This window comes from Kitasatospora sp. NPDC041988 (genome assembly GCF_055588525.1).
The window spans coordinates 367,202-387,056 of the sequence record NZ_JBVJCO010000002.1 but is presented as its reverse complement, the minus strand read 5'-3'; the positions used below and the strand labels follow the sequence as shown (position 1 = coordinate 387,056).

The 19,855-nt window shown below is 74.0% G+C and carries 21 protein-coding genes; 13 read left to right on the top strand and 8 right to left on the bottom strand.

Annotated features, from left to right (window positions below; translation table 11 throughout):
* Positions 1–172: 172 nt before the first annotated feature.
* A complete protein-coding gene (locus ACZ6NC_RS04690; RefSeq protein WP_465728938.1) occupies positions 173–778 on the top strand; it encodes a TetR/AcrR family transcriptional regulator in 606 nt (201 codons plus the stop codon).
* 46 nt (positions 779–824) lie between these two features.
* Here ACZ6NC_RS04690 and ACZ6NC_RS04685 read toward each other — a convergent pair whose 3' ends face one another.
* Entirely contained in the window at positions 825–2,417 is a 1,593-nt protein-coding gene (locus ACZ6NC_RS04685) for a protein phosphatase 2C domain-containing protein (RefSeq protein WP_465728936.1), read from the bottom strand.
* Positions 2,418–2,760: 343 nt separating this feature from the next.
* Between ACZ6NC_RS04685 and ACZ6NC_RS04680 the strand changes: the two genes are divergently transcribed.
* From ACZ6NC_RS04680 to ACZ6NC_RS04670, 3 genes are all read left to right on the top strand, one after another.
* Entirely contained in the window at positions 2,761–3,210 is a 450-nt protein-coding gene (locus ACZ6NC_RS04680; protein WP_465728934.1) for a hypothetical protein, read from the top strand.
* Between the two features lie 133 nt (positions 3,211–3,343).
* Positions 3,344–4,009, top strand: a complete 666-nt coding sequence (locus tag ACZ6NC_RS04675) for a DUF3105 domain-containing protein (protein ID WP_465728932.1) — start codon at positions 3,344–3,346, stop codon at positions 4,007–4,009.
* Positions 4,006–4,698: a DUF305 domain-containing protein gene (locus ACZ6NC_RS04670; RefSeq protein ID WP_465728930.1), complete on the top strand. Its 693-nt coding sequence runs from the start codon at positions 4,006–4,008 to the stop codon at positions 4,696–4,698. Before ACZ6NC_RS04675 ends, ACZ6NC_RS04670 begins: the two co-directional genes overlap by 4 nt.
* A gap of 129 nt (positions 4,699–4,827) precedes the next feature.
* Here the strand turns inward: ACZ6NC_RS04670 and ACZ6NC_RS04665 are convergent, their stop codons facing one another.
* Positions 4,828–6,315 (bottom strand): MFS transporter, encoded by a 1,488-nt coding sequence (locus tag ACZ6NC_RS04665; protein WP_465728928.1) that lies wholly within the window; start codon positions 6,313–6,315, stop codon positions 4,828–4,830.
* A 100-nt stretch (positions 6,316–6,415) separates the two neighbouring features.
* Here ACZ6NC_RS04665 and ACZ6NC_RS04660 point away from each other — a divergent pair, with 100 nt between their 5' ends.
* Together ACZ6NC_RS04660 and ACZ6NC_RS04655 are read left to right on the top strand one after the other, a co-directional pair.
* Complete coding sequence (locus ACZ6NC_RS04660) at positions 6,416–6,943, top strand: MarR family winged helix-turn-helix transcriptional regulator (protein WP_465728926.1); 528 nt, start codon at positions 6,416–6,418, stop codon at positions 6,941–6,943.
* A gap of 151 nt (positions 6,944–7,094) precedes the next feature.
* The gene (locus ACZ6NC_RS04655; protein WP_465728924.1) at positions 7,095–7,259 is read left to right on the top strand and encodes a hypothetical protein; all 165 of its coding nucleotides are present in this window, start codon (positions 7,095–7,097) and stop codon (positions 7,257–7,259) included.
* A 24-nt stretch (positions 7,260–7,283) separates the two neighbouring features.
* Here ACZ6NC_RS04655 and ACZ6NC_RS04650 read toward each other — a convergent pair whose 3' ends face one another.
* The gene (locus ACZ6NC_RS04650; protein ID WP_465728922.1) at positions 7,284–7,793 is read right to left on the bottom strand and encodes a methylated-DNA--[protein]-cysteine S-methyltransferase; all 510 of its coding nucleotides are present in this window, start codon (positions 7,791–7,793) and stop codon (positions 7,284–7,286) included.
* A complete protein-coding gene (locus ACZ6NC_RS04645) occupies positions 7,790–9,367 on the bottom strand; it encodes a DNA-3-methyladenine glycosylase 2 family protein (RefSeq protein WP_465728920.1) in 1,578 nt (525 codons plus the stop codon). The genes ACZ6NC_RS04650 and ACZ6NC_RS04645 overlap by 4 nt, the downstream gene beginning before the upstream one ends.
* 136 nt (positions 9,368–9,503) lie before the next feature.
* Here ACZ6NC_RS04645 and ACZ6NC_RS04640 point away from each other — a divergent pair, with 136 nt between their 5' ends.
* Positions 9,504–9,959 carry an ASCH domain-containing protein gene (locus ACZ6NC_RS04640; RefSeq protein ID WP_465728918.1) on the top strand — a complete coding sequence of 152 codons (456 nt, stop codon included), beginning with the start codon at positions 9,504–9,506 and terminating at the stop codon, positions 9,957–9,959.
* A 70-nt stretch (positions 9,960–10,029) separates the two neighbouring features.
* On the opposite strand, the gene ACZ6NC_RS04635 is transcribed toward ACZ6NC_RS04640, so the two are convergent.
* The 3 genes from ACZ6NC_RS04635 to ACZ6NC_RS04625 form a co-directional block, all read right to left on the bottom strand.
* Positions 10,030–10,608 carry a YdeI/OmpD-associated family protein gene (locus ACZ6NC_RS04635; RefSeq protein WP_465728916.1) on the bottom strand — a complete coding sequence of 193 codons (579 nt, stop codon included), beginning with the start codon at positions 10,606–10,608 and terminating at the stop codon, positions 10,030–10,032.
* 79 nt (positions 10,609–10,687) lie between these two features.
* A complete protein-coding gene (gene rsgA, locus ACZ6NC_RS04630) occupies positions 10,688–11,818 on the bottom strand; it encodes a ribosome small subunit-dependent GTPase A (protein WP_465728914.1) in 1,131 nt (376 codons plus the stop codon).
* A gap of 307 nt (positions 11,819–12,125) precedes the next feature.
* Positions 12,126–13,130, bottom strand: coding sequence for a cytochrome c oxidase assembly protein (locus ACZ6NC_RS04625; RefSeq protein WP_465728912.1), 1,005 nt, complete (start codon positions 13,128–13,130; stop codon positions 12,126–12,128).
* A gap of 331 nt (positions 13,131–13,461) precedes the next feature.
* On the opposite strand from ACZ6NC_RS04625, the gene ACZ6NC_RS04620 reads away from it, so the two are divergent.
* The gene (locus ACZ6NC_RS04620) at positions 13,462–14,844 is read left to right on the top strand and encodes an FtsW/RodA/SpoVE family cell cycle protein (protein ID WP_465728910.1); all 1,383 of its coding nucleotides are present in this window, start codon (positions 13,462–13,464) and stop codon (positions 14,842–14,844) included.
* Positions 14,845–14,859: 15 nt separating this feature from the next.
* Here ACZ6NC_RS04620 and ACZ6NC_RS04615 read toward each other — a convergent pair whose 3' ends face one another.
* Positions 14,860–16,155 carry a YihY/virulence factor BrkB family protein gene (locus tag ACZ6NC_RS04615; protein ID WP_465728908.1) on the bottom strand — a complete coding sequence of 432 codons (1,296 nt, stop codon included), beginning with the start codon at positions 16,153–16,155 and terminating at the stop codon, positions 14,860–14,862.
* 175 nt (positions 16,156–16,330) lie between these two features.
* On the opposite strand from ACZ6NC_RS04615, the gene ACZ6NC_RS04610 reads away from it, so the two are divergent.
* The 5 genes from ACZ6NC_RS04610 (at position 16,331) to cysC (ending at position 19,840) form a co-directional block, all read left to right on the top strand.
* On the top strand, positions 16,331–16,414 hold the full coding sequence (locus ACZ6NC_RS04610) for a putative leader peptide (RefSeq protein WP_353963037.1): 84 nt from the start codon (positions 16,331–16,333) through the stop codon (positions 16,412–16,414).
* 199 nt (positions 16,415–16,613) lie between these two features.
* Entirely contained in the window at positions 16,614–18,338 is a 1,725-nt protein-coding gene (locus ACZ6NC_RS04605; protein ID WP_465728906.1) for a nitrite/sulfite reductase, read from the top strand.
* Entirely contained in the window at positions 18,335–18,514 is a 180-nt protein-coding gene (locus tag ACZ6NC_RS04600; RefSeq protein WP_465728904.1) for a hypothetical protein, read from the top strand. Before ACZ6NC_RS04605 ends, ACZ6NC_RS04600 begins: the two co-directional genes overlap by 4 nt.
* A complete protein-coding gene (locus ACZ6NC_RS04595; protein ID WP_465728902.1) occupies positions 18,511–19,212 on the top strand; it encodes a phosphoadenylyl-sulfate reductase in 702 nt (233 codons plus the stop codon). Before ACZ6NC_RS04600 ends, ACZ6NC_RS04595 begins: the two co-directional genes overlap by 4 nt.
* A gap of 46 nt (positions 19,213–19,258) precedes the next feature.
* Positions 19,259–19,840 (top strand): adenylyl-sulfate kinase, encoded by a 582-nt coding sequence (gene cysC, locus ACZ6NC_RS04590; protein WP_465728969.1) that lies wholly within the window; start codon positions 19,259–19,261, stop codon positions 19,838–19,840.
* The last annotated feature ends 15 nt before the right edge of the window (positions 19,841–19,855 follow it).

Sequence of the window (19,855 nt, the reverse complement as noted above, 5' to 3'; positions counted from 1 at the left end):
AGAGATGTCGACCACACCCCCACCCCACCACGACATCACGACGGTCCTATCCGCCCCCCCCCCCCCCCCCCCCCCCCCCCCCCGCCCACCCCCCCCCCCCCCCCCCCCCCCCCCGCGCCGTTCCCGGCCTGGTCAGTATCGTGAGGTCCCCGGACACAGAGGAGAGCAGCAGATGGCGGACGCCCGCCCGCGCCGCCCGGCGCGCCCCCGCGAGGAGGTCTTCGCCACCGCGCGGGCCTCGATCGCCGAACACGGGCTCGCCAAACTCACCATGGCCGGCCTCGGCAAGCAGCTCCAGATGAGCGCCGGGCACCTGCTCTACTACTTCGGCAGCAAGGACCAGCTGCTGCTGGAGACGCTGCGCTGGAGCGAGGACCAGCTCGGCGCCCGCCGCCACGACGCCCTGACCGACGGCACCCGGGACGTCTGGGACCGGCTCGCCGCCTACACCCGGCTCTACCTCCCCGAAGGCCCCGGCGACCCGCGCTGGATCCTCTGGGTCGAGGTGTGGGGCCGCTCCCCCGCCAGCGAGGAGCTCCGGCAGGGACAGCTGGAGATCGAGGCCCCGTGGGACGCCGACCTCGTCGCCCTCCTCGAAGAGGGCGCCGCCACCGGCCACTTCACCCCCGGCACCGCCCCCGACCGCGCCGCCCAGATCCGCGCCCTCCTCGACGGCCTCGCCGTCCCGCTCGCCCTCGGCCTCCCCGGCGCCCGGCGACCCCGCGCGCTGCAGCTCGCCGAGTCGGCCTGCGGCACCCTGCTGGGCGCCGGCAGCTGACCCGGCCGGGCGGCGGGTGGCGCCCGGCCGGGTCACTCCCCGCCTCTCACTCCGTCCAGAGGGCGGCGGCCGTGCGGTCGTCGGCGTAGCCCTTGGCACGGACCTGCACCTGGCGGAGGAAGTCGACGGTGCCCGGGGGGTGGGGGTGGGCCCAGTGGGAGGAGAGGAAGTGGGCGACGGCCGGCTCGTCGGCGATCGGGCGGGCCAGGCCGGGGGTGCAGAGCAGCAGGATGTCGCCCGGTGTGGCCGGGACCATCCGGAAGCGGAACGGCCGCGGGTCCGGCACCGGGGCGTCCGGCACCGGCGGCTGGCCGTCCGGGTGGTGCAGCAGCCGTGCGGCGTACGCGTCGATCCAGTGGCCGGAGCGCAGCAGGTAGAGCCCGCCCGGACCGACCCCGAAGGCCGCCCGGTACGAGGCCTCCGGGTCGAGCGGGAGCAGCAGGCAGTGCAGCGCGGCCGGGGACTGCGCGCCGTCGTCGCCCTCGGCTTCGGGGGCGAGAGCACGGAGCGGGGCGGCCGCGCTGGTGGCGAGGCGCTGGAGGCCGTACCGGAGGCGGTCGCGGGCGCCGTCGCGCAGATCGGCGGCGAGCCCGGTCCGGCTGCGGCCGATCGCGGTGGCGAGCTGGCGGACGGCCTCGGCGGTGGCGGTGGCGACGGCCTCGGGGGCCACCTCGCCGTCCGCGCCGGTGCGGTCGAAGCCGCCGATCGCGGCGAGCAGCAGCCCGTCGGGGGCCTCGCCGAACCTGGTCACCAGCAGCGTGTCTCGGCGGGGCTCGCCGCGGTAGCGGGCGGAGTCGCCGCGGACGGAGACGGCCCGCAGGGTGGCGGCGCCGTACTGGGCGCCCTCCAGCACGGTGTCCGGCACGACGGCGCCGAGCGCGCCCGGATCCGCCTCGGGCACGGCGGTCGGCTCGGGCCCGTACGTGGGCGGGCGCTCGCCGACGTGCGGCGCGGCGGGCCCGGCACCGGCGAGCACCGACCGGGGGGCGGGGCGGGGCGCGGGGGCGGGGGCGGGGGCGGGGGCGGGCTCCGGCTCGGGCCGGGGTTCAGACGCGACGGGCTCCGGCTCCGGCGCCAGTGCGACGGCCGGCTCGGGGTCGGGCTCCGGCGCGGGGGCCGGTTCCGGCTCGGGCACGGCTTCGGGTGCGGGTTCGGGTGTCTTCTCCAGTACGGGGGCCGGCTCGGGTTCGGCCTCGGCCTCCGCCGCCGCCATCTCCGCCTCCGCCTCCGCCTCCGCCGCCCAGGGCGGGGCCGGGAACCGGTGTGTCTCCTCCGGGTCGCGTTGCTGCCCGATCACCCCGATCGCGGTGTCGAACCAGTCGTCGATGCTGTCCCGCTCCAGCACCGCCTCCTCCGCGACCGCCTGCGCCGCGAGCGCGTCCGCACCCGCGTCCGCAGGTTCGGCCACGGCCTCGGCCACCGGTTCGTCCGCCGCCTCGGCCGCCGATTGGTCCGCCGGTTCCTCCGTCCGCTGCCGCCCGATCAGCCCGGCCGCCGTCTCGAACCAGTCGTCGACGCTGCCCTCCCCCGGTTGCGCGTCCGGGGTGTCGGGGAGGGTGCCCGCCGGCCCTTCGTAGACCGTGTCCCACCAGCCGTCGTCCGGCCGGTGCTGCTGTGCGGGTGCACCCTTTTTGTTCATCTGGCGGCTCCTGGTCGGTCCGTGTGCGCGCCGCCCCCGGCGGGGCCGGACTCGACGTCATTGTCTCCAAGAGCAACGACGCTGTCCGGGTTTCGGCGACATACCGTGCACTGATCGGATGATCCCGATCACCGGGTTCGCCCGGTATTCCGCTTCCGTTCCGTCCGTGCTTGCCGGAACTGCCCCGAGCAGGGCGTTTACGGGGTGTTCGACCCCTTCGGGCGCCGAAAATGAGGGCCGAGGAGGGGCATCGCTTCACTCGTTCGGCTGATTAAATGTGCGCATGACCGCGTCGGCCCCCAGATCGTCCCGACCGGGGAGGGCCGCAGTCGCGGGTCGCCCGGTGGGTGTGCTGTGGGTCCTGCTGCTGGTCGGACTGCTGACGGCGCTGCCGTGCGCGGGCCAGGCCCAGGCGGTCTCGGCCGACCGGCCCGACCCGCCCGCGGCCACGACGATCACCACCCTCGCCGGCCCGCTCGCAGGCCCGTCCGCCGAGGCGCCGGCGGTGCCGAAGCCGGCGGACGCGGCACACCCGTCCCGCCACGTGGACGGGCCCCGGCACTGGACGTGGTGCTCGGCCGACGGCCAGCCGCCGCACCGCGACAACGGCTGCTCCGGCCACCCGTACTGCGGCCAGGACGCCCAGCTCCCCAACCCGCCGCCGCAGCCCCAGCCAGCCGTGGCGCCCCGCCCGGACACGCCGGAGGCGCTGCCCCGGGTGGTGCCGCGGGGGCTGCTGGACGGTTCGCACCCGGCACCCGACCTGCACGAGCTCCAAGTCCACCGGTCCTGAGCGGAACCCACCGCCGGCCGCCCCCCTGCCCGTCCGAGCGGACAGCAGGACGGACGGCACCGACGGATCCGCCCCTCCACCCCCCACTTCAGACCGCCGCGCCCTCAGCGTGCGGCGGGGACAAGGACACCACATGGGTTCCGCCTCCAAGCAGTCCAACAAGCCCGGCGGCAAGCGCGGCACGGCAGACCGCCGCGCCTGGATCGCCGAGCAGCGCGCCGTCGAGCAACGCCGCGACCGCCGCAACAAGATCCTCGCCTCCGTGGTCGCCGGTGTGCTGGTGATCGCCGCGATAGCCACCAGCACCTGGATCGTGGTCGACGCCAACAACGACAAGAAGGCCAAGGAGGTCGCCGCCAACGCGCCGATCGACGGTGTGAAGACCTTCGGCGACCTGAGCCGCAACCACGTCAAGGAGAAGGTCACCTACCCGATGACCCCGCCGGTCGGCGGCGACCACAACGCGATCTGGCTGGACTGCATGGGCCACGTCTACGACCAGCCGGTCGAGAACGAGCGCGCCGTCCACTCGCTGGAGCACGGCGCGGTCTGGGTGACGTACAACGGCAAGGCCACGCCGGACGACATCAAGACGCTCTCCGACAAGGTGAAGGCCACCCCGTACTCGCTGATGAGCCCGTACCCGGACGAGCAGGGCACCATCACGCTGAACGCGTGGAGCACCCAGCTGATCGTGGACAACGCCAACGACCCGCGGGTGAGCGAGTTCTTCACCAAGTACGTGCAGGGCAAGCAGACCCAGGAGCCGGGCGCGTCCTGCACCATGGGGGCGATGTGACCACGGACGCGGTGACACCCGAGGACGCGGACGAGGCCCCCGGCACCTCCCGCCGGCGGCTCTGGTGGCCGGCCGCGCTGGCCGCCGCGCTCGCCCTCGCCCTCGGGGTGCCCGCGCTGGTGGCGAGCGGGACGTCCGCCTCCGGCTCGTCCTCGCTGACGGCCCCGGCGGGCGACTCGCCCGAGGCTGGGTTCGCCCGCGACATGGCGACCCACCACCAGCAGGCCGTCGACCTGTCGTTCATCGTCCGGGACCGGACGGGCGACGAGCCGGTCCGCACCCTCGCCTTCGACATCATCAACACCCAGGCCAACCAGCGCGGGATGATGATGGGCTGGCTCGACCAGTGGGGGCTCCCGCAGCACTCGCCGGCCAAGCCGATGGCGTGGATGAACATGAAGCACACCTACGAGGCGCACGACGGCTCGCTGATGCCCGGCATGGCCACCAACGCCCAGCTCGCCAAGCTGCGTTCGCTCAGCGGGCGCGAGGCCGAGGTGTACTACCTGCAGCTGATGCTGGAGCACCACAAGGGCGGGGTGGGGATGGCCCAGGGCTATGTCGACCTGGCCAAGAACGAGAGCGAGAAGCGGCTCGCCCAGTCGATGGTGGTCGGGCAGACGTCGGAGATCCAACTGATCACCGACATGCTCACGGAGCGCGGCGCCGCCCCCGGCGTGCCCGCCTGACGTTCCGCGCCCAACGGGCCGGGGTGCGGCGCACGGTCAAACCGTCCGCCGCACCCCGGCCCTTCTCGCGGTCCGGCCGTCAGGCGCCGGTCGGGGTCCGGCCGTCAGGCGCCGGTCGGGGTCCGGCCGTCAGGCGCCGGTCGGGGTGCGGGCGGGGGCGGGCCTGCGCACGCGGGTCGGCCGGACCAGCGCCACCGCCAGGACGGCGACGGCGGCGAGCCCGAACAGCACCGCCCGGCCGCCGGACGCGGCGCCCGCCAGGTGGACACCGAGGACGGGCAGCGCGGTCCCGAGGGCCGTGCCGAGGCTGCGGGCCATGTTCACCATCCCGCCGCCGACCGCCGAGCACTCCGCCGGGATCGCCCGCATCACCAGCGCGTTGTTGGCGGGCAGCAGCAGGCCCAGCCCGCAGCCGGCGATCACCAGGGGGGCGGCGAGCAGCAGCGGGCCGGCCGGGGACGGACCGCCCGCCGGCGTCAACGCGAACAGCAGCAGCCCGGCGCCCGCGACGGCCGCGCCGGCCCGGCAGCGGGCGACGTCCGACCAGCCCCGTGGCAGCAGACCGCCGCCGACCGTCGCCGCGAGTGCGAACGCGGCCGGGAGCAGCGTGATCACCAGGCCCGCCCGGGCCACCGGGACACCCGCCCCGGTGAGCAGCACCGGGCCCAGCACCAACGGGCAGAACAGCAGCAGGTAGCCGATCAGCGCGACCACGAGCCCGGGCCGCACCCCGGGGGTGTTGACGAGCCCCGGCGCCAGGAGCGGCCGGCTCGCCCGCCGCTCCTGGCGGACGAGGCCGAGCGCGAGCACCGCCGAGGCGAGCAGCAGCGCGCCGACCGCCCAGCCGGGCAGCGGCAGGCCGGAGGCGGTGGAGAGGGCGAGCAGCAGCGCGGTGGTGGCGCCGGTGAGCAGGAGCAGGCCGGGCAGGTCGAAGCGGCCCTCGTCCCCCTTCCTCGTGCCCTCGTCCTCCTTCTTCGCCGGTGTGCCCTCGGTGCGGGTCCGGGGCAGCAGGAACCAGCCGGCCAGGATCCCCAGCACCCCGATCGGCACGTTGATCCAGAACACCCAGCGCCAGGAGGCGTGCTCCACCAGCAGCCCGCCAAGGCTCGGACCGAGTGCCAGGCCGAGCCCCTGCGCGGCCGCCTGGACGCCCAGCGCCCGCCGCATCGCGTGCTCGGGGACGCCGCGCGCCACCAGGGCGACGCTGTTGGCCTGCATCATCGCGCCGCCGACCGCCTGCACCGCCCGGCAGGCCACCAGCACCCAGAGGCCGCCGGCCAGGCCGGCGCCGAGCGAGGCCAGCGCGAAGACGGCGAAGCCACCGAGGTACATGGTCTTGCGGCCGACGAGGTCGGAGAGCCACCCGATCGGCGCGAGCAGGGCCACCAGTACCAGCAGGTAGGCCAGCGCGACCCATTCGACGGCCGCGAAGCCGGCCCCGAAGTGGCTGCCGAGCGCGGGGAAGACGAGGGCGGTGACGCTGGCGGTCAGCTGCCCGAGGAACGCCCCGAGGCAGACGGTGCCGACGGCCAGCCAGTGGGCGTGCCGCCACCGGGCGATGCCGCGCGGCCGGGGGTGCTCGGTGAGCAGTCGGGCGGCGAGGGCGGTGGCGTTCATACGGCGAAATATATCGGATGCAGATATGTTCTCTCTTCGAGCCGATCGGCATGCGATCGGAACGCCGGTACGGTCACCACCAGGCGATACGCTGTCCGCCATGTCGCCGTCACCGCCCGTTCCCGACCCCGCCGCCGAAGCCCAGCGCGAGGCCGCCGGACGTCCGGACCTCGCACCCACGGCGATCGAACGCGCCCGGCGGCTCACCGACGTGGTCACCCGGTTGCGCCGCGCCCTGCGCAGCAGCATCCGCACCGACTACCCGTGGGAGTCCCTGCCGATGGCGCAGGTCGAACTCCTCCAGACGCTCGCCGCCGCCCCGCTCCGGGTCGGCGAACTGGCCGCCCGCCAGCGACTCGCCCCCAACACCGTCAGCGGCCTGGTCGGCAAGCTCCTGGAAGCAGGCTTCGTCGACCGCCAGGCCGACCCCGGCGACCGCCGCACCGCCCGCATCGCCCTCACCCCGGCCGGCCGGCGCCAGCTCGACGACTGGCAGCACGCCCACGAACGCCGCATCGCGACCGCCCTCCACACCCTGTCCCCCGCCGACCGCGAGGCCGTCATGCAGGCACTCCCCGCCCTCGACAACCTCGCTCGCGCCCTCGCCCAGCCGGCCGCCCCCGAATAATCCGGGTGCCCCGGGCGGCGGCCGACGCTACCGTCCCGGGATGGACCTCGCGCGCATCCGCCTCGACCCCTGGACCGACGTCGACCTCGCCCTGCGGGCGAAGGCCGAATAGCCGCCGTCCACCCGATGAACTGCGCGGCGGCACATTGGGTTGCCCGACCTGAACATCGGCCTGACGGGCGCGATCAGCGTCGTGCTCGCCGCCGAGTTCCGGACCGACGACGTGCCGACCGTCGACCGGAGGCAGTTCCGCGCCATCCGGCCGCTTACCAATCACGAGGCCTTCCGGCTCCTGCCGGACGACCTCGGCGATTGATCCACTTCACTGGTCCGCTTCGCCTCAGAACAGCGTCCCGCTCTCCAGGTCCAGCAGCCACCGCTTCCGGTCCGTGCCGGCGGCGAAGCCGGTGAGGGCGCCGTTGGCGCCGAGGACGCGGTGGCAGGGGCGGACGATGAGCAGGGGGTTGGCGCCGACCGCGCCACCGACGGCGCGGACGGCCTTCGGGGAGGCGCCCGCGAGGTCGGCCAGCTGACCGTAGGTGACCGTCTCGCCGTAGGGGATCTCGTCGAGGGCGGCCCAGACCTGCCGGCGGAACTCGGTGCCGACGGGGGCGAGCGGGAGGTCGAAGGTGGTGCGCTCACCGGCGAAGTAGGCGGTGAGCTGGGCGACCGGCTCGGCGAGGGCGTCCGGATCGTGGACCCAGTCGTCCGCGGGTTCGGCGAGCGCGTACTTCTGGCCGGGGGCGGTGACGGTGGCCAGGGCGGCCGGACCGCCCTCCTCCGGCAGGACGCCGCTGAGCATCAGCCGGCCGAACGGGCTCTCCATGTAGGTGAAGACGGTCTTGCTCATGCGTCCTGCTTCTCCGTTCCCGTTCCGGTGCTGTGGTCGTTCGCGGCGCCCGCCCAGAGCCGGTGGACGGCGTAGGAGCGCCAGGGTGCCCAGGCCTCGGCCGCGCGGGCGGCGGACTTCGGGTCGCCGGGGGCGCCGAGCCGGGTGAGGCCGTGGCGGATGCCGACGTCGGTGGGCAGGAAGACGTCCGGGTCGGCGAGGGCCCGCATCCGCAGGTAGCCGACGGTCCAGGGGCCGATGCCGGGCAGGGCGAGCAGTTGGGCGGCCGCGTCCTCCCGGTCGACGCCGCCGTCGAGCCGGACGACGCCTTCGGCCAGGGCGGCGCAGAGGCCGGTGAGCGCCCGGCGGCGGGCGGCGGGCATCGCGAAGTCCTCGGGATCGGCCACGGCGAGGGCGGCGGCGGTGGGGAAGAGCAGCCGCAGTCCGCCGCTGGGCTCGGGCAGTGCGGTGCCGTACTTCTCGGCGAGCCGGCCGGCCAGGGTGCGGGCGGCGCCGACGGTGACCTGCTGTCCCAGCACGGCGCGGACGGCCAGCTCGTGGGGGTCGACGTGGCCGGGTGAGCGCAGGCCGGGGCGGGACCGGACCAGCGTGCCGAGGACCGGGTCGGCGCCGAGCTGCTCGTCCACCGTGTCCGGGTCGGCGTCGAGGTCGAAGAGGATCCGCAGCCGCTGGACGGCGGTCGGCAGGTCGCGCAGGTCGGTGAGGAAGAGCCGGCAGTCCAGCCAGCCGCGCGTGCGCGGGTCCTCGGGCGCGAGGCCGTCGACCTCGGCGATGCCGTGCCCGTACGGGAGGGCGAGGGTGCGGCGGTAGGTGCGGACGCCGGGGCGCGCGCCGGGGGCGACCTCCTCCACGCCGGGGACGGCGCGCAGGGCGAGGAAGTCGATCAGGTGGTCGCTGTCGAGCGCGCCGCGGTAGGCGAGGCGCAGGGTGAGGCCGCCGGCCGGCGTGGCGGTCCGGCGGCCGGCGGTGACCTCGGCGCGCAGCCCGCTGGGGGTGCGGTCGTAGACCTCGCGGACGGTGTCGTTGAACTGCCGGACGGAGGCGAAGCCGGACGCGAAGGCGATCTCGGTGACCGGCAGTTCGGTGGTCTGGAGCAGCAGCCTGGCGGTCTGGGCGCGGCGGGCCCGGGCCAGGGCGATCGGCCCGGCGCCGAGCTCGGCGGTGACCTGGCGCTGGAGCTGACGGGCGCTGTAGCCGAGGCGGTGGGCGAGGCCGGCGACGCCCTCGCGGTCGACCACGCCGTCGCCGATCAGCCGCATGGCCCGGCCGACCAGGTCGGCGCGGTGGTTCCACTCCGGCGAGCCGGGCACCGAGTCGGGGCGGCAGCGGCGGCAGGCGCGGAACCCGGCGCCCTGGGCGGCGGCGGCGCTGGGGTAGAAGGTGCAGTTGGCGCGTTTGGGGGTCACGGCGGGGCAGCTCGGTCGGCAGTAGATGCCGGTCGAGGTGACGGCCGTGAAGAAGACGCCGTCGAAGCGGGCGTCGCGGCTGTCCACGGCTCGGTACCGGATGTCGTCGTCGATCACGCAGTCCAGTCTGCGGCACCGGCGGCCGGCCGACTGGCGGATATCGGACATGGGCGTCGGGGGCCGTGCCCGGGCCGGCCCGGAGGCCGGCCGCACCGGAAAACCACGCGCGTCCTCGCCCGGCCGACGGCTACGCTGACCGGCGCCCGACCACCGACCGCCCGTCCCGACAGGAGCAGGAGCCCCCATGAGCGAGCAGCCGTACACCGGCCCGGACGATCCGCGGGTCACCGCGCTCCCGGTCGGGGAGTTCGCCTTCCCCGGGCCGCTGCGCGACCAGCTGGTCGCCGCCGTCCTGAGCGGCGCCAAGACCAGCACCACCGGTCTGCTCGCCGACTACGAGCACGCGGGCGACCCGCTGCCGCAGGTGGGCGGGCACTCGGCGGTGATCGACTCGGACGGCCGCCCGGTCGCGGTGACGGAGACGACCGACGTCCGGGTCGTGCCGCTCGCCGAGGTCGACCTCCAGCACGCCCTGGACGAGGGCGAGGGCTACACCACAGTGGCCGAGTGGCGCTCCGTCCATGAGCGGTTCTGGCACAGCGAGCAGATGCGCGCCGCTCTCGGGGCCCCGGGCTTCACCGTGGACGACTCCACACCCGTCGTCCTGGAGCGCTTCCGCCTGGTGGCCGACCTGCGCTGACCCGCCGGATCCAGACCGGGGCACGCCCGGTCACGTCGGACCACACCGGGCCACACCGGGCCACGTCCGGTCACGCCGGCCGGTCGCCGCCCGCCAGGGTGCGCAGCGCCTTGTCGAGCCGCGCCTGCCGGGCCTGCGGCGTGAGCGCCTGGAGCAGCGGCAGGATCAGCTGGTACCGCCCCGTCCGGTCGAGCGCCTCGAACGCCTTGCCCGCCGCGGGGTCGGCGTCGAGCGCCGCCGCGAGGTCGGGCGGCGCCGTCGCCGTCCTCTGCGACTCGTAGGCCGCCGCCCAACGCCCGTCCCCCTGGGCACGGCGTACCTCGGCCAGCCCGGGTTCGCGCATCCGCCCGGCCGCCGTCAGCTCCGCCACCTTCTCGACGTTCACCTGCGACCAGAGGCTCCTGGGGCGGCGCGGCACGTACTTCTGCAGGTAGTACTGCGCGTCGAGCGGTTTGCGCTGCCCGGAGATCCAGCCGTAGCAGAGCCCGAGGTCGACCAGTTCGTCGCTGGTGACCGTCGGGATGCCGGTCTTCTTCTTGGCCAGCTTGATCCACACGCCCTCCCGGCGGGTGTGGTGCTCGCCGAGCCAGCTCTCGAACGCCTCGGCATCCGCGAAAGCGATGATCTCCACCCCGTCGATCTCGTCCATGAATTCAGGCTATCGAGCGGGCCGGACAACAGGGGCACACCCGGCGGCCGGGCCGGAGGGGGCCCGGCCGCCGTGACGGTCACTTCTTCACGGGGCCTCCCGTGGCGCGCAGCGACTTGGTCATGGTCTTCCACTTCTTCAGCCGGGCCGTGGCCAGCCGGGCGTCCGAGCGGGAGGCGATCCACTCGCTCTCGCGCTGGAGCTTGAGGTAGCTGTCCATCCGGCGCTGCGGAAGCGTGCCGTCCGCCAGCGCGGCCCGGACGGCGCAGCCGGGCTCGGTGTGGTGGCCGCAGTCGTGGAAGCGGCAGTCCTCGGCCAGCTCCTCGATGTCGGAGAAGGCCATCGCCACGCCCTCGCCGCCGTAGAGGCCGACCTCACGCAGGCCGGGGGTGTCGATCAGCACCCCGCCGCCCGGCAGCGGGATCAGCTCCCGGGTGGTCGTGGTGTGGCGGCCCTTCTGGTCGACCGCGCGGGCCTGCTGGACGGCCATCACGTCGGCGCCGGCCAGCACGTTGGTCAGGGTGGACTTGCCGACGCCGGACTGGCCGATCACGGCGGTGGTGCCGGGCGTGCAGGCGCGCAGCACGTCCACCCCCTCGCCGGTCTCGGCGCTGACCACCAGCACGGTGACGCCGGGGGCGATGGACTCGACGTCGGCGCGGATGAAGTCGGCGTCGTCCACCAGGTCGGCCTTGGTGAGGACGACGACCGGCTCGGCGCCGGACTCCCAGGCCAGGGCGAGGAAGCGCTCGATCCGGCCGAGGTCGGGCTCGGCGGCGAGCGAGGCGGCGATCACGACGGTGTCGACGTTGGCGGCCAGCACCTGACCGTCGGAGCGCTTGCCGGCCACCTTGCGGATGATCGCGGTGGAGCGCGGCAGCAACGCGGCGACGGCCGGCATCGGCTCGGCCGCGAGGTCGACGGCCGCCCAGTCGCCGGTGCACGGGCAGTTGATCATGTCGGCGTCGCCGACCGGCCGGGTGTCGGCCCGGACGGTGCGCAGTTCGCCCGTCTCCGGGTCGGCCAGGACGACGTCGCACTGGCCCCGGTCGACGCGGACGATCCGGGCGGGCGTCAGCCCGGCCTCGGCGAGCGGGGCGAAGCGCTCCGCGGACTCGGGCGTCCAGCCGAAGCCGGCCAGCGCGGAGTCCGAGGTCTCGGAGGAGGTGAGGAGAGAAGAAGAGGAGGAAACAGAGGCAGCGTTGAACAACGCAGTGGGCCCTTCGGGAGGAAAGTGATCCCGCCGGGCTACGGCTGCGCGCGCGAGTGCGGCGGTGTCAGCCGGCGGCCGGGAGGGAGAGGTGGTGTGTGCGAGCGCTGCTCAGGGCAGCCGTGACGACAGCAACAGCCACGAGGCTCACCTCCTGTTTCTCCTCGGGCCGGCACGAGCGCGGCCCCCGATCGGACTGATCACACCGTAACGAGCGCCGCCGCCCCTGCCAACCGGTTTTTGACCTGCGGTTCCGCGGCCGGGGCGGTGGAGCGGGCGGCCCGCCCACAGCCTTCCGCAACGGGCGTCAGGACGACGACCCGCCGTACCGGTGCCGCAGGCCGGGGTCGTCCAGCCACCACGGCCGCATGCCCTGCTCGTCCTCCTCCGGCGCGCCCGTCGCCCGCGCCTCGGCGGCCGCCGCCTCGAAGCGGGCGTCCAGCTCGGCGTCCACGGCGGCGGTCTCCTCCCGCCCCTGCACGATCATGCGGCGGACCAGGGCGGCCAGGAACGGCAGCCCGACCAGGTCCCCGAGCACCCAGAGCGCGTTGCCGCCCCAGGTCTGGTCCTGCGCCGGGCTCGGACCCCAGGGCCGGCCGAGCGCCTCGTAGTAGTGCCCGGCGACGAGATGACCCCCGTAGATCAGCAGGATGCCGAGCGCCGCGTCGAAGATCACCTCGGCGAAGGTGATGAACAGGCCGACGAGGTGCGGGTACTCGTGCCCGACCGGGTCGATCTGCAGCCGCGGCCAGAAGTACGCCAGCCCGAGCGCGACCAGCGCGAGGTGCAGTACGGCGTTCCCCACCGGACTGGTCAGCGACTCCTCGTACCAGGGGGTGCAGTAGAGCAGCCACGGCGGGGCCAGCAGCAGGGCGGTCGACACGGCCGGGAACATCAGCACCTTGGACGGTCGGCTGCGCAGCACCCGCAGCATCCGCTCCCGGCGGTCCGGCGGTGAGGAGCGGGCCAGCAGCGAGACCGGCGCGCCGAGTGCGAGCAGCAGCGGGACCAGCATCAGCAGCAGCACGACCTGCACCGCCCGGTCGGTGAACAGCACCCGCTCGTACACGCCGAGGCCGGAGCAGGTGGCCCAGACCCAGAGCGTCAGCCCGCCGAGGAAGGCGGCGGTCCTGGTCGGCTGCCAGCGTTCCCGCCCGGCCCGGCCGACGGTCCGCGCGGCGTACAGGTACCAGCCGCCGAGCAGCACGGCGAGCGTGAGCACCAGCGGCTCGGCCGTCCACGAGGTGGCCAGGTCGGCCCACTGCCAGGGCGGCGGTCCGTGGTAGCCGGTCGCCTGCGCCGAGCCGTCCATCCGTCCGCTCACCCCGTCCGTGCCGCGCCGTCGCCGCCTCGCCGTCGTCCGGGCGGAGTGGACGGCGCCCGGCCATGATGGCCGGGCGGGGGTGGATCACCGGCGTCAGGGGGCGTCTCTATACCTCGGTCCGGACAAGGCTTTGCCTGGGCCCGGCAAAGGTATTGCCGAGGTCAAGTCCTGTCCTCACCAGCACCGAACCTCGACCGCGCCCCCATCGCCGACGCACCCGCACGCGCACCCGCACCGCAACCGCCGCACCACCGGGGCTCGTCTGGACCGGTATGCCGTCGGCACCGCGCCCACGGGGGTCGAGCGGGGAGACGCAGGGGTGCCGAGCACTGCACGCGGCGAGGGCCGCCGCCGGGCCACGCGCCTTCGCAACATCGAGCTCTTCCTCCTCGTGCTCGCGGTCCTGGTCTGCCTGGCCGGGCACGCCGACGCCGCCCTGGGCCTGACGGGCCACCTGCCGGCCGGCCTCACGGCGCACGGCACCGGCCTGGGCCTGCTGACGCTGGCCGCACATCTGGCGGTACGCCGCTTCGCCCCGTACGCGGACCCGCTGATCCTGCCGCTCGCGGTGCTGCTGACCGGCTTCGGCCTGGTCCTGCTCGACCGCCTGGACTTCTCCTACCGGCTCGCCCACGCGGCCAAGGGCGACTGGCAGAAGATCCCGACCGCGCCGTCCCAGCTCACCTGGGTGGTGATCGCCGTGGTGGCGGCCGTGGTGCTGATCGTGGCGGTGCGCCACCACCGCGCCTTCCAGCGGTACGTCTACCTGCTGATGACGGGTGCGCTGATCCTGCTGGCCGCGCCCGCCTTCTTCCCCGGCGACACCTTCGGGGCGAAGCGCTGGATCCGGCTCGGCGGGCTCTCCTTCCAGCCGGACGAGTTCGTGAAGGTGGCCATCACGATCTTCTTCGCCGGCTACCTGATGACCTACCGGGACGTGCTGGCGCTGGCCGGCCGCCGGGTCTGGGGGCTGACCCTGCCCCGCGGCCGGCACGCCGGGCCGGTGCTGACGATCTGGGTGGCCAGCCTGCTGGTCCTGGTCTTCGAACGCGACCTCGGCACCTCACTGATCTTCTTCGGCGTCTTCGTGGTGATGCTCTACACGGCGACCGAGCGGACGAGCTGGATGGTGATCGGCCTGCTGATGGCGGTCGGCGGCGCCGCCGCGGTCGGCACCCTGGAGCCGCACGTGCACGGCCGGGTGGAGGCCTGGCTGCACCCGCTGGACTACTACCTCCCCAAGCACGACCCGGCGTTGATCTCGGCCCAACCGGCCGAGGCGCTGTTCAGCCTGGGCACCGGCGGCCTGACCGGGACGGGGCTCGGCCTCGGCCACTCCTGGGAGATCGGCTTCGCCGGGCGCAGCGACTTCATCTTCACCACCATCGGCGAGGAGCTGGGCCTGACCGGGGTGACGGCGATGTTGCTGCTCTACGGCCTGCTGGTGCAGCGCGGGCTGCGGACGGCGATCGGCCTGACCGACCCCTTCGGCAAACTGCTGGCCACCGGGCTGTCGGCCGCGCTGGCGCTCCAGGTGTTCGTGGTGGTGGGCGGGGTCAGCGGGCTGATCCCGCTGACCGGCAAGGCGCTGCCGTTCCTGGCGGCCGGCGGCTCGTCGCTGCTGGCGAACTGGCTGATGACCGCTCTGCTGCTGAAGCTGAGCGACTCGGCCGGGCGGACCGCGCTGGAGCCCGCCCGGTAGGGCCGGTGGGAGGGGTCAGCGCTGGTCCCACGGCGGCCGGGGCGGGTGGCTGGGCAGCGGGTGGTCGGGCGGCGGCGCGGTCGGCCGGTCGCTGTCCGGGGGCGGCGGGGCCGGCCGGTGGTGCGGGCCGCCGCCGCGGGTGGTGAGCCGGGCCCGGACGTTGTCGGCCGCGAGCACGTCGGCCCAGCGTTCGGGGTACTCGGAGGGCACGTCGATGTCCTCGGCCTCCTCCTCCCAGTACTCCTCCTCGGCGCCCTCGCCGAGGCCCAGCTCGCGTGCCCGCCGGGCGCGTTCGACGGCGCGCCGGGCGGCCACCTCGCGGACCACGGCGGCGGCCGCCTCCTCGTGGGCGCGCTCGTTCTCGGCGCGGGCGTCGGCGGTCTCCAGGGTGGGCCAGCGGCGGTCTATGGCGGCGTTCATCGCGGCGCCGATCAGCACCGCGAGCGCGACCACGAAGATCCAGAGCAGGACGGCCACCGGCGCGGCCAGCGAGCCGTACGCCGACCGGCCCTCGACCGAGCTGACCAGGTACAGCCGGAGGCCGACGCTGCAGAAGACCAGGACGACCAGGGCCACCAGGGCGCCGGGGATGTCCTCGCGCCACGGGGTGGAGACCGGCACGGCCAGGTGGTACAGCGTGGTGAGCGAGACGATCAGCAGCAGGATCGCGAACGGCCAGTAGAGCGCGTTGACCACGGTCGCGAGGTCCTGCACGGCGTTCTGCACCAGCCCCGGCCCGGCCAGCAGCAGCGGCAGGACCAGGGAGCCGATCACCAGCGCACCGAGGTAGAGGCCGAGCGACATCAGCCGGGTCTTGACGATGCCGCGCTTGCCGTCGAGCCCGTACATGACGGTGATGGTGTCGATGAAGATGTAGAGCGCCCGGGAGCCGGACCAGAGCGAGAGCAGGAAGCCGATCGAGACCAGGTCCGGCCGGGTGTGGTTGAAGACCTCGTCCAGCAGCGGGACGACGACCTCCTTGATGGACGAGTCGGAGAGGACCGTCCCGGAGGCCGTGAGGATGTCCTGCTTCAGCTTGTCGATCGTGCCCGCGCCGAGGAAGTCGTCCAGGTATCCGAGGGTGCCGGCCAGGCAGAGCAGCAGCGGCGGGATGGACAGCAGGGTGAAGAACGCCGCCTCGGCCGCGAGGCCGGTGACCCGGTACTCGACACAGGTGTTGGTGGTGTCCTTGACCAGGGCCCAGGCCGTACTGCGCCAGGTGACCTGCTTGGCCGCCCGCCGGGAGCCCCTGCCCCGACGACGGGAGGGCCGCTCGGGGTTCGGTCTCGTCGTTTCGCCTGCTGGTTGCACAGGGCTAACGGTATCGGGCCGGAACCGGTCCGTTGATCTCCGTGTCGGACAGCGGTCACCGGGCGCCGATCCGGGGAGCGGCGGGAACGCCCAGGCATCTCGACATACGAAACCTTTGCGTCCAGAATACGGACGTTAGTGGACCGCACGTCGTGCTCCGTGCGAATCTCTTGCCATGCCTAGCGCCGGAACCACCCTGGTAGGTCGACTCCACGTCGATCTCCTTCGCGTGTCCAGCGCCATGTGTCCGGTGATCTGAGCCCCACCCCGCCGCCACCCACCGCACCCGGCGCCACCACCCTCGCCATCCCCGCTGAAGCGGATGCGCAGGCGCCCGCCCGGCCCCGGCCACTGCTCTCCCGGCCCTGATAAACCAGCAGGTCACAGCAGCACCGTACCGCCGTGCACGTCCAGCGACCCACCCGGCGTCAGAGCCACCTGCCCCGAAGGACTTCACCATGGCCACCACTCCCGAGACCGCCGAGCCCACGGCCGACAGCGCCGCCGCGCGCCGTCCCGCCGCGCCGCGCAAGGTGACCCGCCACCGCGGTGAGGGCCAGTGGGGCATGGGGCACTTCACTCCTCTGAACGCCAACGAGCAGTTCAAGAAGGATGACGACGGTCTCAACGTGCGGACACGTATTGAGACGATCTACGCGCACCGCGGCTTCGACTCGATCGACCCGGCCGACCTGCGCGGCCGGATGCGCTGGTGGGGTCTGTACACCCAGCGCAAGGAGGGCATCGACGGCGGCAAGACCGCGATCCTGGACCCGCACGAGCTGGACGCCGAGTACTTCATGCTCCGGGTCCGCATCGACGGCGGCCGGCTGACCGTCGCCCAGCTCAAGGCGATCGCCGAGGTCTCCGAGCTGTACGGCCGCAACACCGCCGACCTGACCGACCGGCAGAACGTCCAGTACCACTGGATCCGGATCGAGGACGTCCCGGCGATCTGGCAGAAGCTGGAGGCCGTCGGCCTCTCCACCACCGAGGCCTGCGGTGACACCCCCCGCGTCATCCTCGGCTCCCCGGTGGCCGGCATCGCCGAGGACGAGATCATCGACGGCACCCCCGCCATCGAGGAGATCCAGCGCCGCTTCATCGGCAACAAGGACTTCTCCAACCTGCCGCGCAAGTTCAAGTCCGCCGTCTCCGGCTCCCCGCTGCTGGACGTCGCGCACGAGATCAACGACATCGCCTTCGTCGGCGTCGTCCACCCCGAGCACGGCCCCGGCTTCGACCTCTGGGTCGGCGGCGGCCTCTCCACCAACCCCAAGCTCGGCGTCCGCCTGGGCGCGTGGGTCCCGCTGGACGAGGTCGCGGACGTCTACGGCGGCGTGATCGGCATCTTCCGCGACTACGGCTACCGCCGGCTGCGCAACCGCGCCCGGCTGAAGTTCCTGGTCGCCGACTGGGGCGTGGAGAAGTTCCGCCAGGTCCTGGAGGACGAGTACCTCAAGTACCAGCTGGTCGACGGCCCCGCGCCGAAGGAGCCCAGCGGCCGCTGGCGCGACCACGTCGGCGTGCACAGGCAGAAGGACGGCAAGTACTACGTCGGCTTCGCGCCGCGGGTCGGCCGGGTCGACGGCAAGCTGCTCGGGCAGATCGCCGACCTCGCCGCCGCCCACGGCAGCGACCGGCTGCGCACCACCGCCGAGCAGAAGATGCTCGTCCTCGACATCGCCGAGGACCGGATCGAGTCCCTGGTGGCCGGCCTGGAGGCGCTGGACCTGCGGGTCACCCCGTCGCCCTTCCGCCGCGGCACCATGGCCTGCACCGGCATCGAGTACTGCAAGCTCGCGATCGTCGAGACCAAGGAGCGCGGCCGCACGCTCATCGACGAGCTGGAGAAGCGCCTGCCCGACTTCGAGGAGCCGCTGACCATCAACATCAACGGCTGCCCGAACGCCTGCGCCCGCATCCAGGTCGCGGACATCGGCCTCAAGGGCCAGCTGGTGACCGGCGAGAACGGCGAGCAGGTCGAGGGCTACCAGGTCCACCTGGGCGGCGCGCTCGGGCTGGAGGCCGGCTTCGGCCGCAAGGTCCGCGGTCTCAAGGTCACCAAGGACGGCCTGCCCGACTACGTCGAGCGCGTGCTGACCCGGTACCAGGCCGACCGTGCCGAGGGCGAGCGCTTCGCCCAGTGGGCGGCCCGGGCCAGCGAGGAGCAGCTCTCATGACCGAACGCGCCGCACCGTTCTTCTGCCCGTACTGCGGGGACGAGGACCTGCGTCCGTCCGAGGCCGGGCACGGCGCCTGGGAATGCCACGGCTGCCGCCGGGCCTTCCAGCTGAAGTTCCTGGGGCTGCTGTCACCGACTCACGGGAGTCCGACCGGCGGGGGGTCCGCGGAATGACGAGCACGACGGCTGACTACGAGCAGCTGGCACTCAAGGCCGGTCGCGAGCTGGAGGAGGCGACCCCGCAGGAGATCCTGAAGTGGGCCGCCGACACCTTCGGCAAGCGGTTCTGCGTCACCTCCTCCATGGAGGACGCGGTCGTCGCCCACCTCGCCTCCTCGGTCTTCCCCGGCGTGGACGTGGTGTTCCTGGACACCGGCTACCACTTCCCGGAGACCATCGGCACCCGGGACGCGGTGGCCGCGGTGATGCCGGTCAACGTCATCACCCTCAAGCCGCTGCAGACCGTGGCCGAGCAGGACGCCCAGTACGGGCCCCACCTGCACGACCGCGACCCGGACCTCTGCTGCTCACTGCGGAAGGTCGAGCCGCTGGGCCGCGGCCTCGGCGGCTACGACGCCTGGGCCACCGGACTGCGCCGCGACGAGTCGCCGACCAGGGCCGACACCCCGGTGGTCGCCTGGGACCCGAAGCGCCGCAAGGTCAAGATCGCCCCGATCGCCCGCTGGACGCAGGAGGACGTGGACGCCTACGTCAACGCCAACGGCGTCCTGCTCAACCCGCTGCTGTGGGAGGGGTACACGTCGGTCGGCTGCTCGCCGCTCTCCTGCACCCGCAAGCCCGCCGAGGGCGAGGACGCCCGGGCCGGCCGCTGGTCCGGCTCCGGCAAGACCGAGTGCGGCATCCACCTCTGACCAACCGTCAACACCCGTCTGGAGACAACCCGTGAGCACCGACACCCTGGCAGCCGACGGAGCCGCAGAGGCGGCCCCCGCGGCCGCCCCCTGCGAGCGCGGCGCCACCGTGTGGCTGACCGGGCTGCCGAGCGCCGGCAAGACCACGCTCGCCTTCGCCCTGGCCGAGCGGCTGCGCGCCGACGGCCACAAGGTCGAGGTCCTGGACGGCGACGAGATCCGCGAGTTCCTCTCCAAGGGGCTCGGCTTCACCCGCGAGGACCGGCACACCAACGTCACCCGGATCGGCTTCGTCGCCGAGAAGCTCGCCGCCAACGGCGTCAAGGTGCTCGCCCCGGTGATCGCCCCCTACGCGGACTCCCGCGCGGCGGTCCGCGAGCGGCACGCCGCCCACGGCACCGACTTCCTGGAGATCCACGTCGCCACCCCGGTCGAGCTCTGCGCCGAGCGCGACGTCAAGGGGCTGTACGCCAAGCAGGCGGCCGGCGAACTCTCCGGCCTGACCGGCGTCGACGACCCGTACGAGGCCCCCGCCGACCCGGAGCTGCGGCTGCAGACCCAGGGCCGCGAGGTGGCCGAGAGCGCCGCCGAACTGCACGCCTTCCTGACCGAGAGGGGCCTCGCGTGACCACCGCAACCGACA

Coding starts and splice junctions, on each gene's coding strand:
- ACZ6NC_RS04690 (WP_465728938.1), top strand. CDS start 173: ATGGCGGACGCCCGCCCGCGCCGCCCGGCGCGCCCCCGCGAGGAGGTC.
- ACZ6NC_RS04685 (WP_465728936.1), bottom strand. CDS start 2,417: ATGAACAAAAAGGGTGCACCCGCACAGCAGCACCGGCCGGACGACGGC.
- ACZ6NC_RS04675 (WP_465728932.1), top strand. CDS start 3,344: ATGGGTTCCGCCTCCAAGCAGTCCAACAAGCCCGGCGGCAAGCGCGGC.
- ACZ6NC_RS04665 (WP_465728928.1), bottom strand. CDS start 6,315: ATGAACGCCACCGCCCTCGCCGCCCGACTGCTCACCGAGCACCCCCGG.
- ACZ6NC_RS04660 (WP_465728926.1), top strand. CDS start 6,416: ATGTCGCCGTCACCGCCCGTTCCCGACCCCGCCGCCGAAGCCCAGCGC.
- ACZ6NC_RS04650 (WP_465728922.1), bottom strand. CDS start 7,793: ATGAGCAAGACCGTCTTCACCTACATGGAGAGCCCGTTCGGCCGGCTG.
- ACZ6NC_RS04645 (WP_465728920.1), bottom strand. CDS start 9,367: ATGTCCGATATCCGCCAGTCGGCCGGCCGCCGGTGCCGCAGACTGGAC.
- ACZ6NC_RS04640 (WP_465728918.1), top strand. CDS start 9,504: ATGAGCGAGCAGCCGTACACCGGCCCGGACGATCCGCGGGTCACCGCG.
- ACZ6NC_RS04635 (WP_465728916.1), bottom strand. CDS start 10,608: ATGGACGAGATCGACGGGGTGGAGATCATCGCTTTCGCGGATGCCGAG.
- ACZ6NC_RS04625 (WP_465728912.1), bottom strand. CDS start 13,130: ATGGACGGCTCGGCGCAGGCGACCGGCTACCACGGACCGCCGCCCTGG.
- ACZ6NC_RS04610 (WP_353963037.1), top strand. CDS start 16,331: ATGCCTAGCGCCGGAACCACCCTGGTAGGTCGACTCCACGTCGATCTC.
- ACZ6NC_RS04605 (WP_465728906.1), top strand. CDS start 16,614: ATGGCCACCACTCCCGAGACCGCCGAGCCCACGGCCGACAGCGCCGCC.
- ACZ6NC_RS04600 (WP_465728904.1), top strand. CDS start 18,335: ATGACCGAACGCGCCGCACCGTTCTTCTGCCCGTACTGCGGGGACGAG.
- ACZ6NC_RS04595 (WP_465728902.1), top strand. CDS start 18,511: ATGACGAGCACGACGGCTGACTACGAGCAGCTGGCACTCAAGGCCGGT.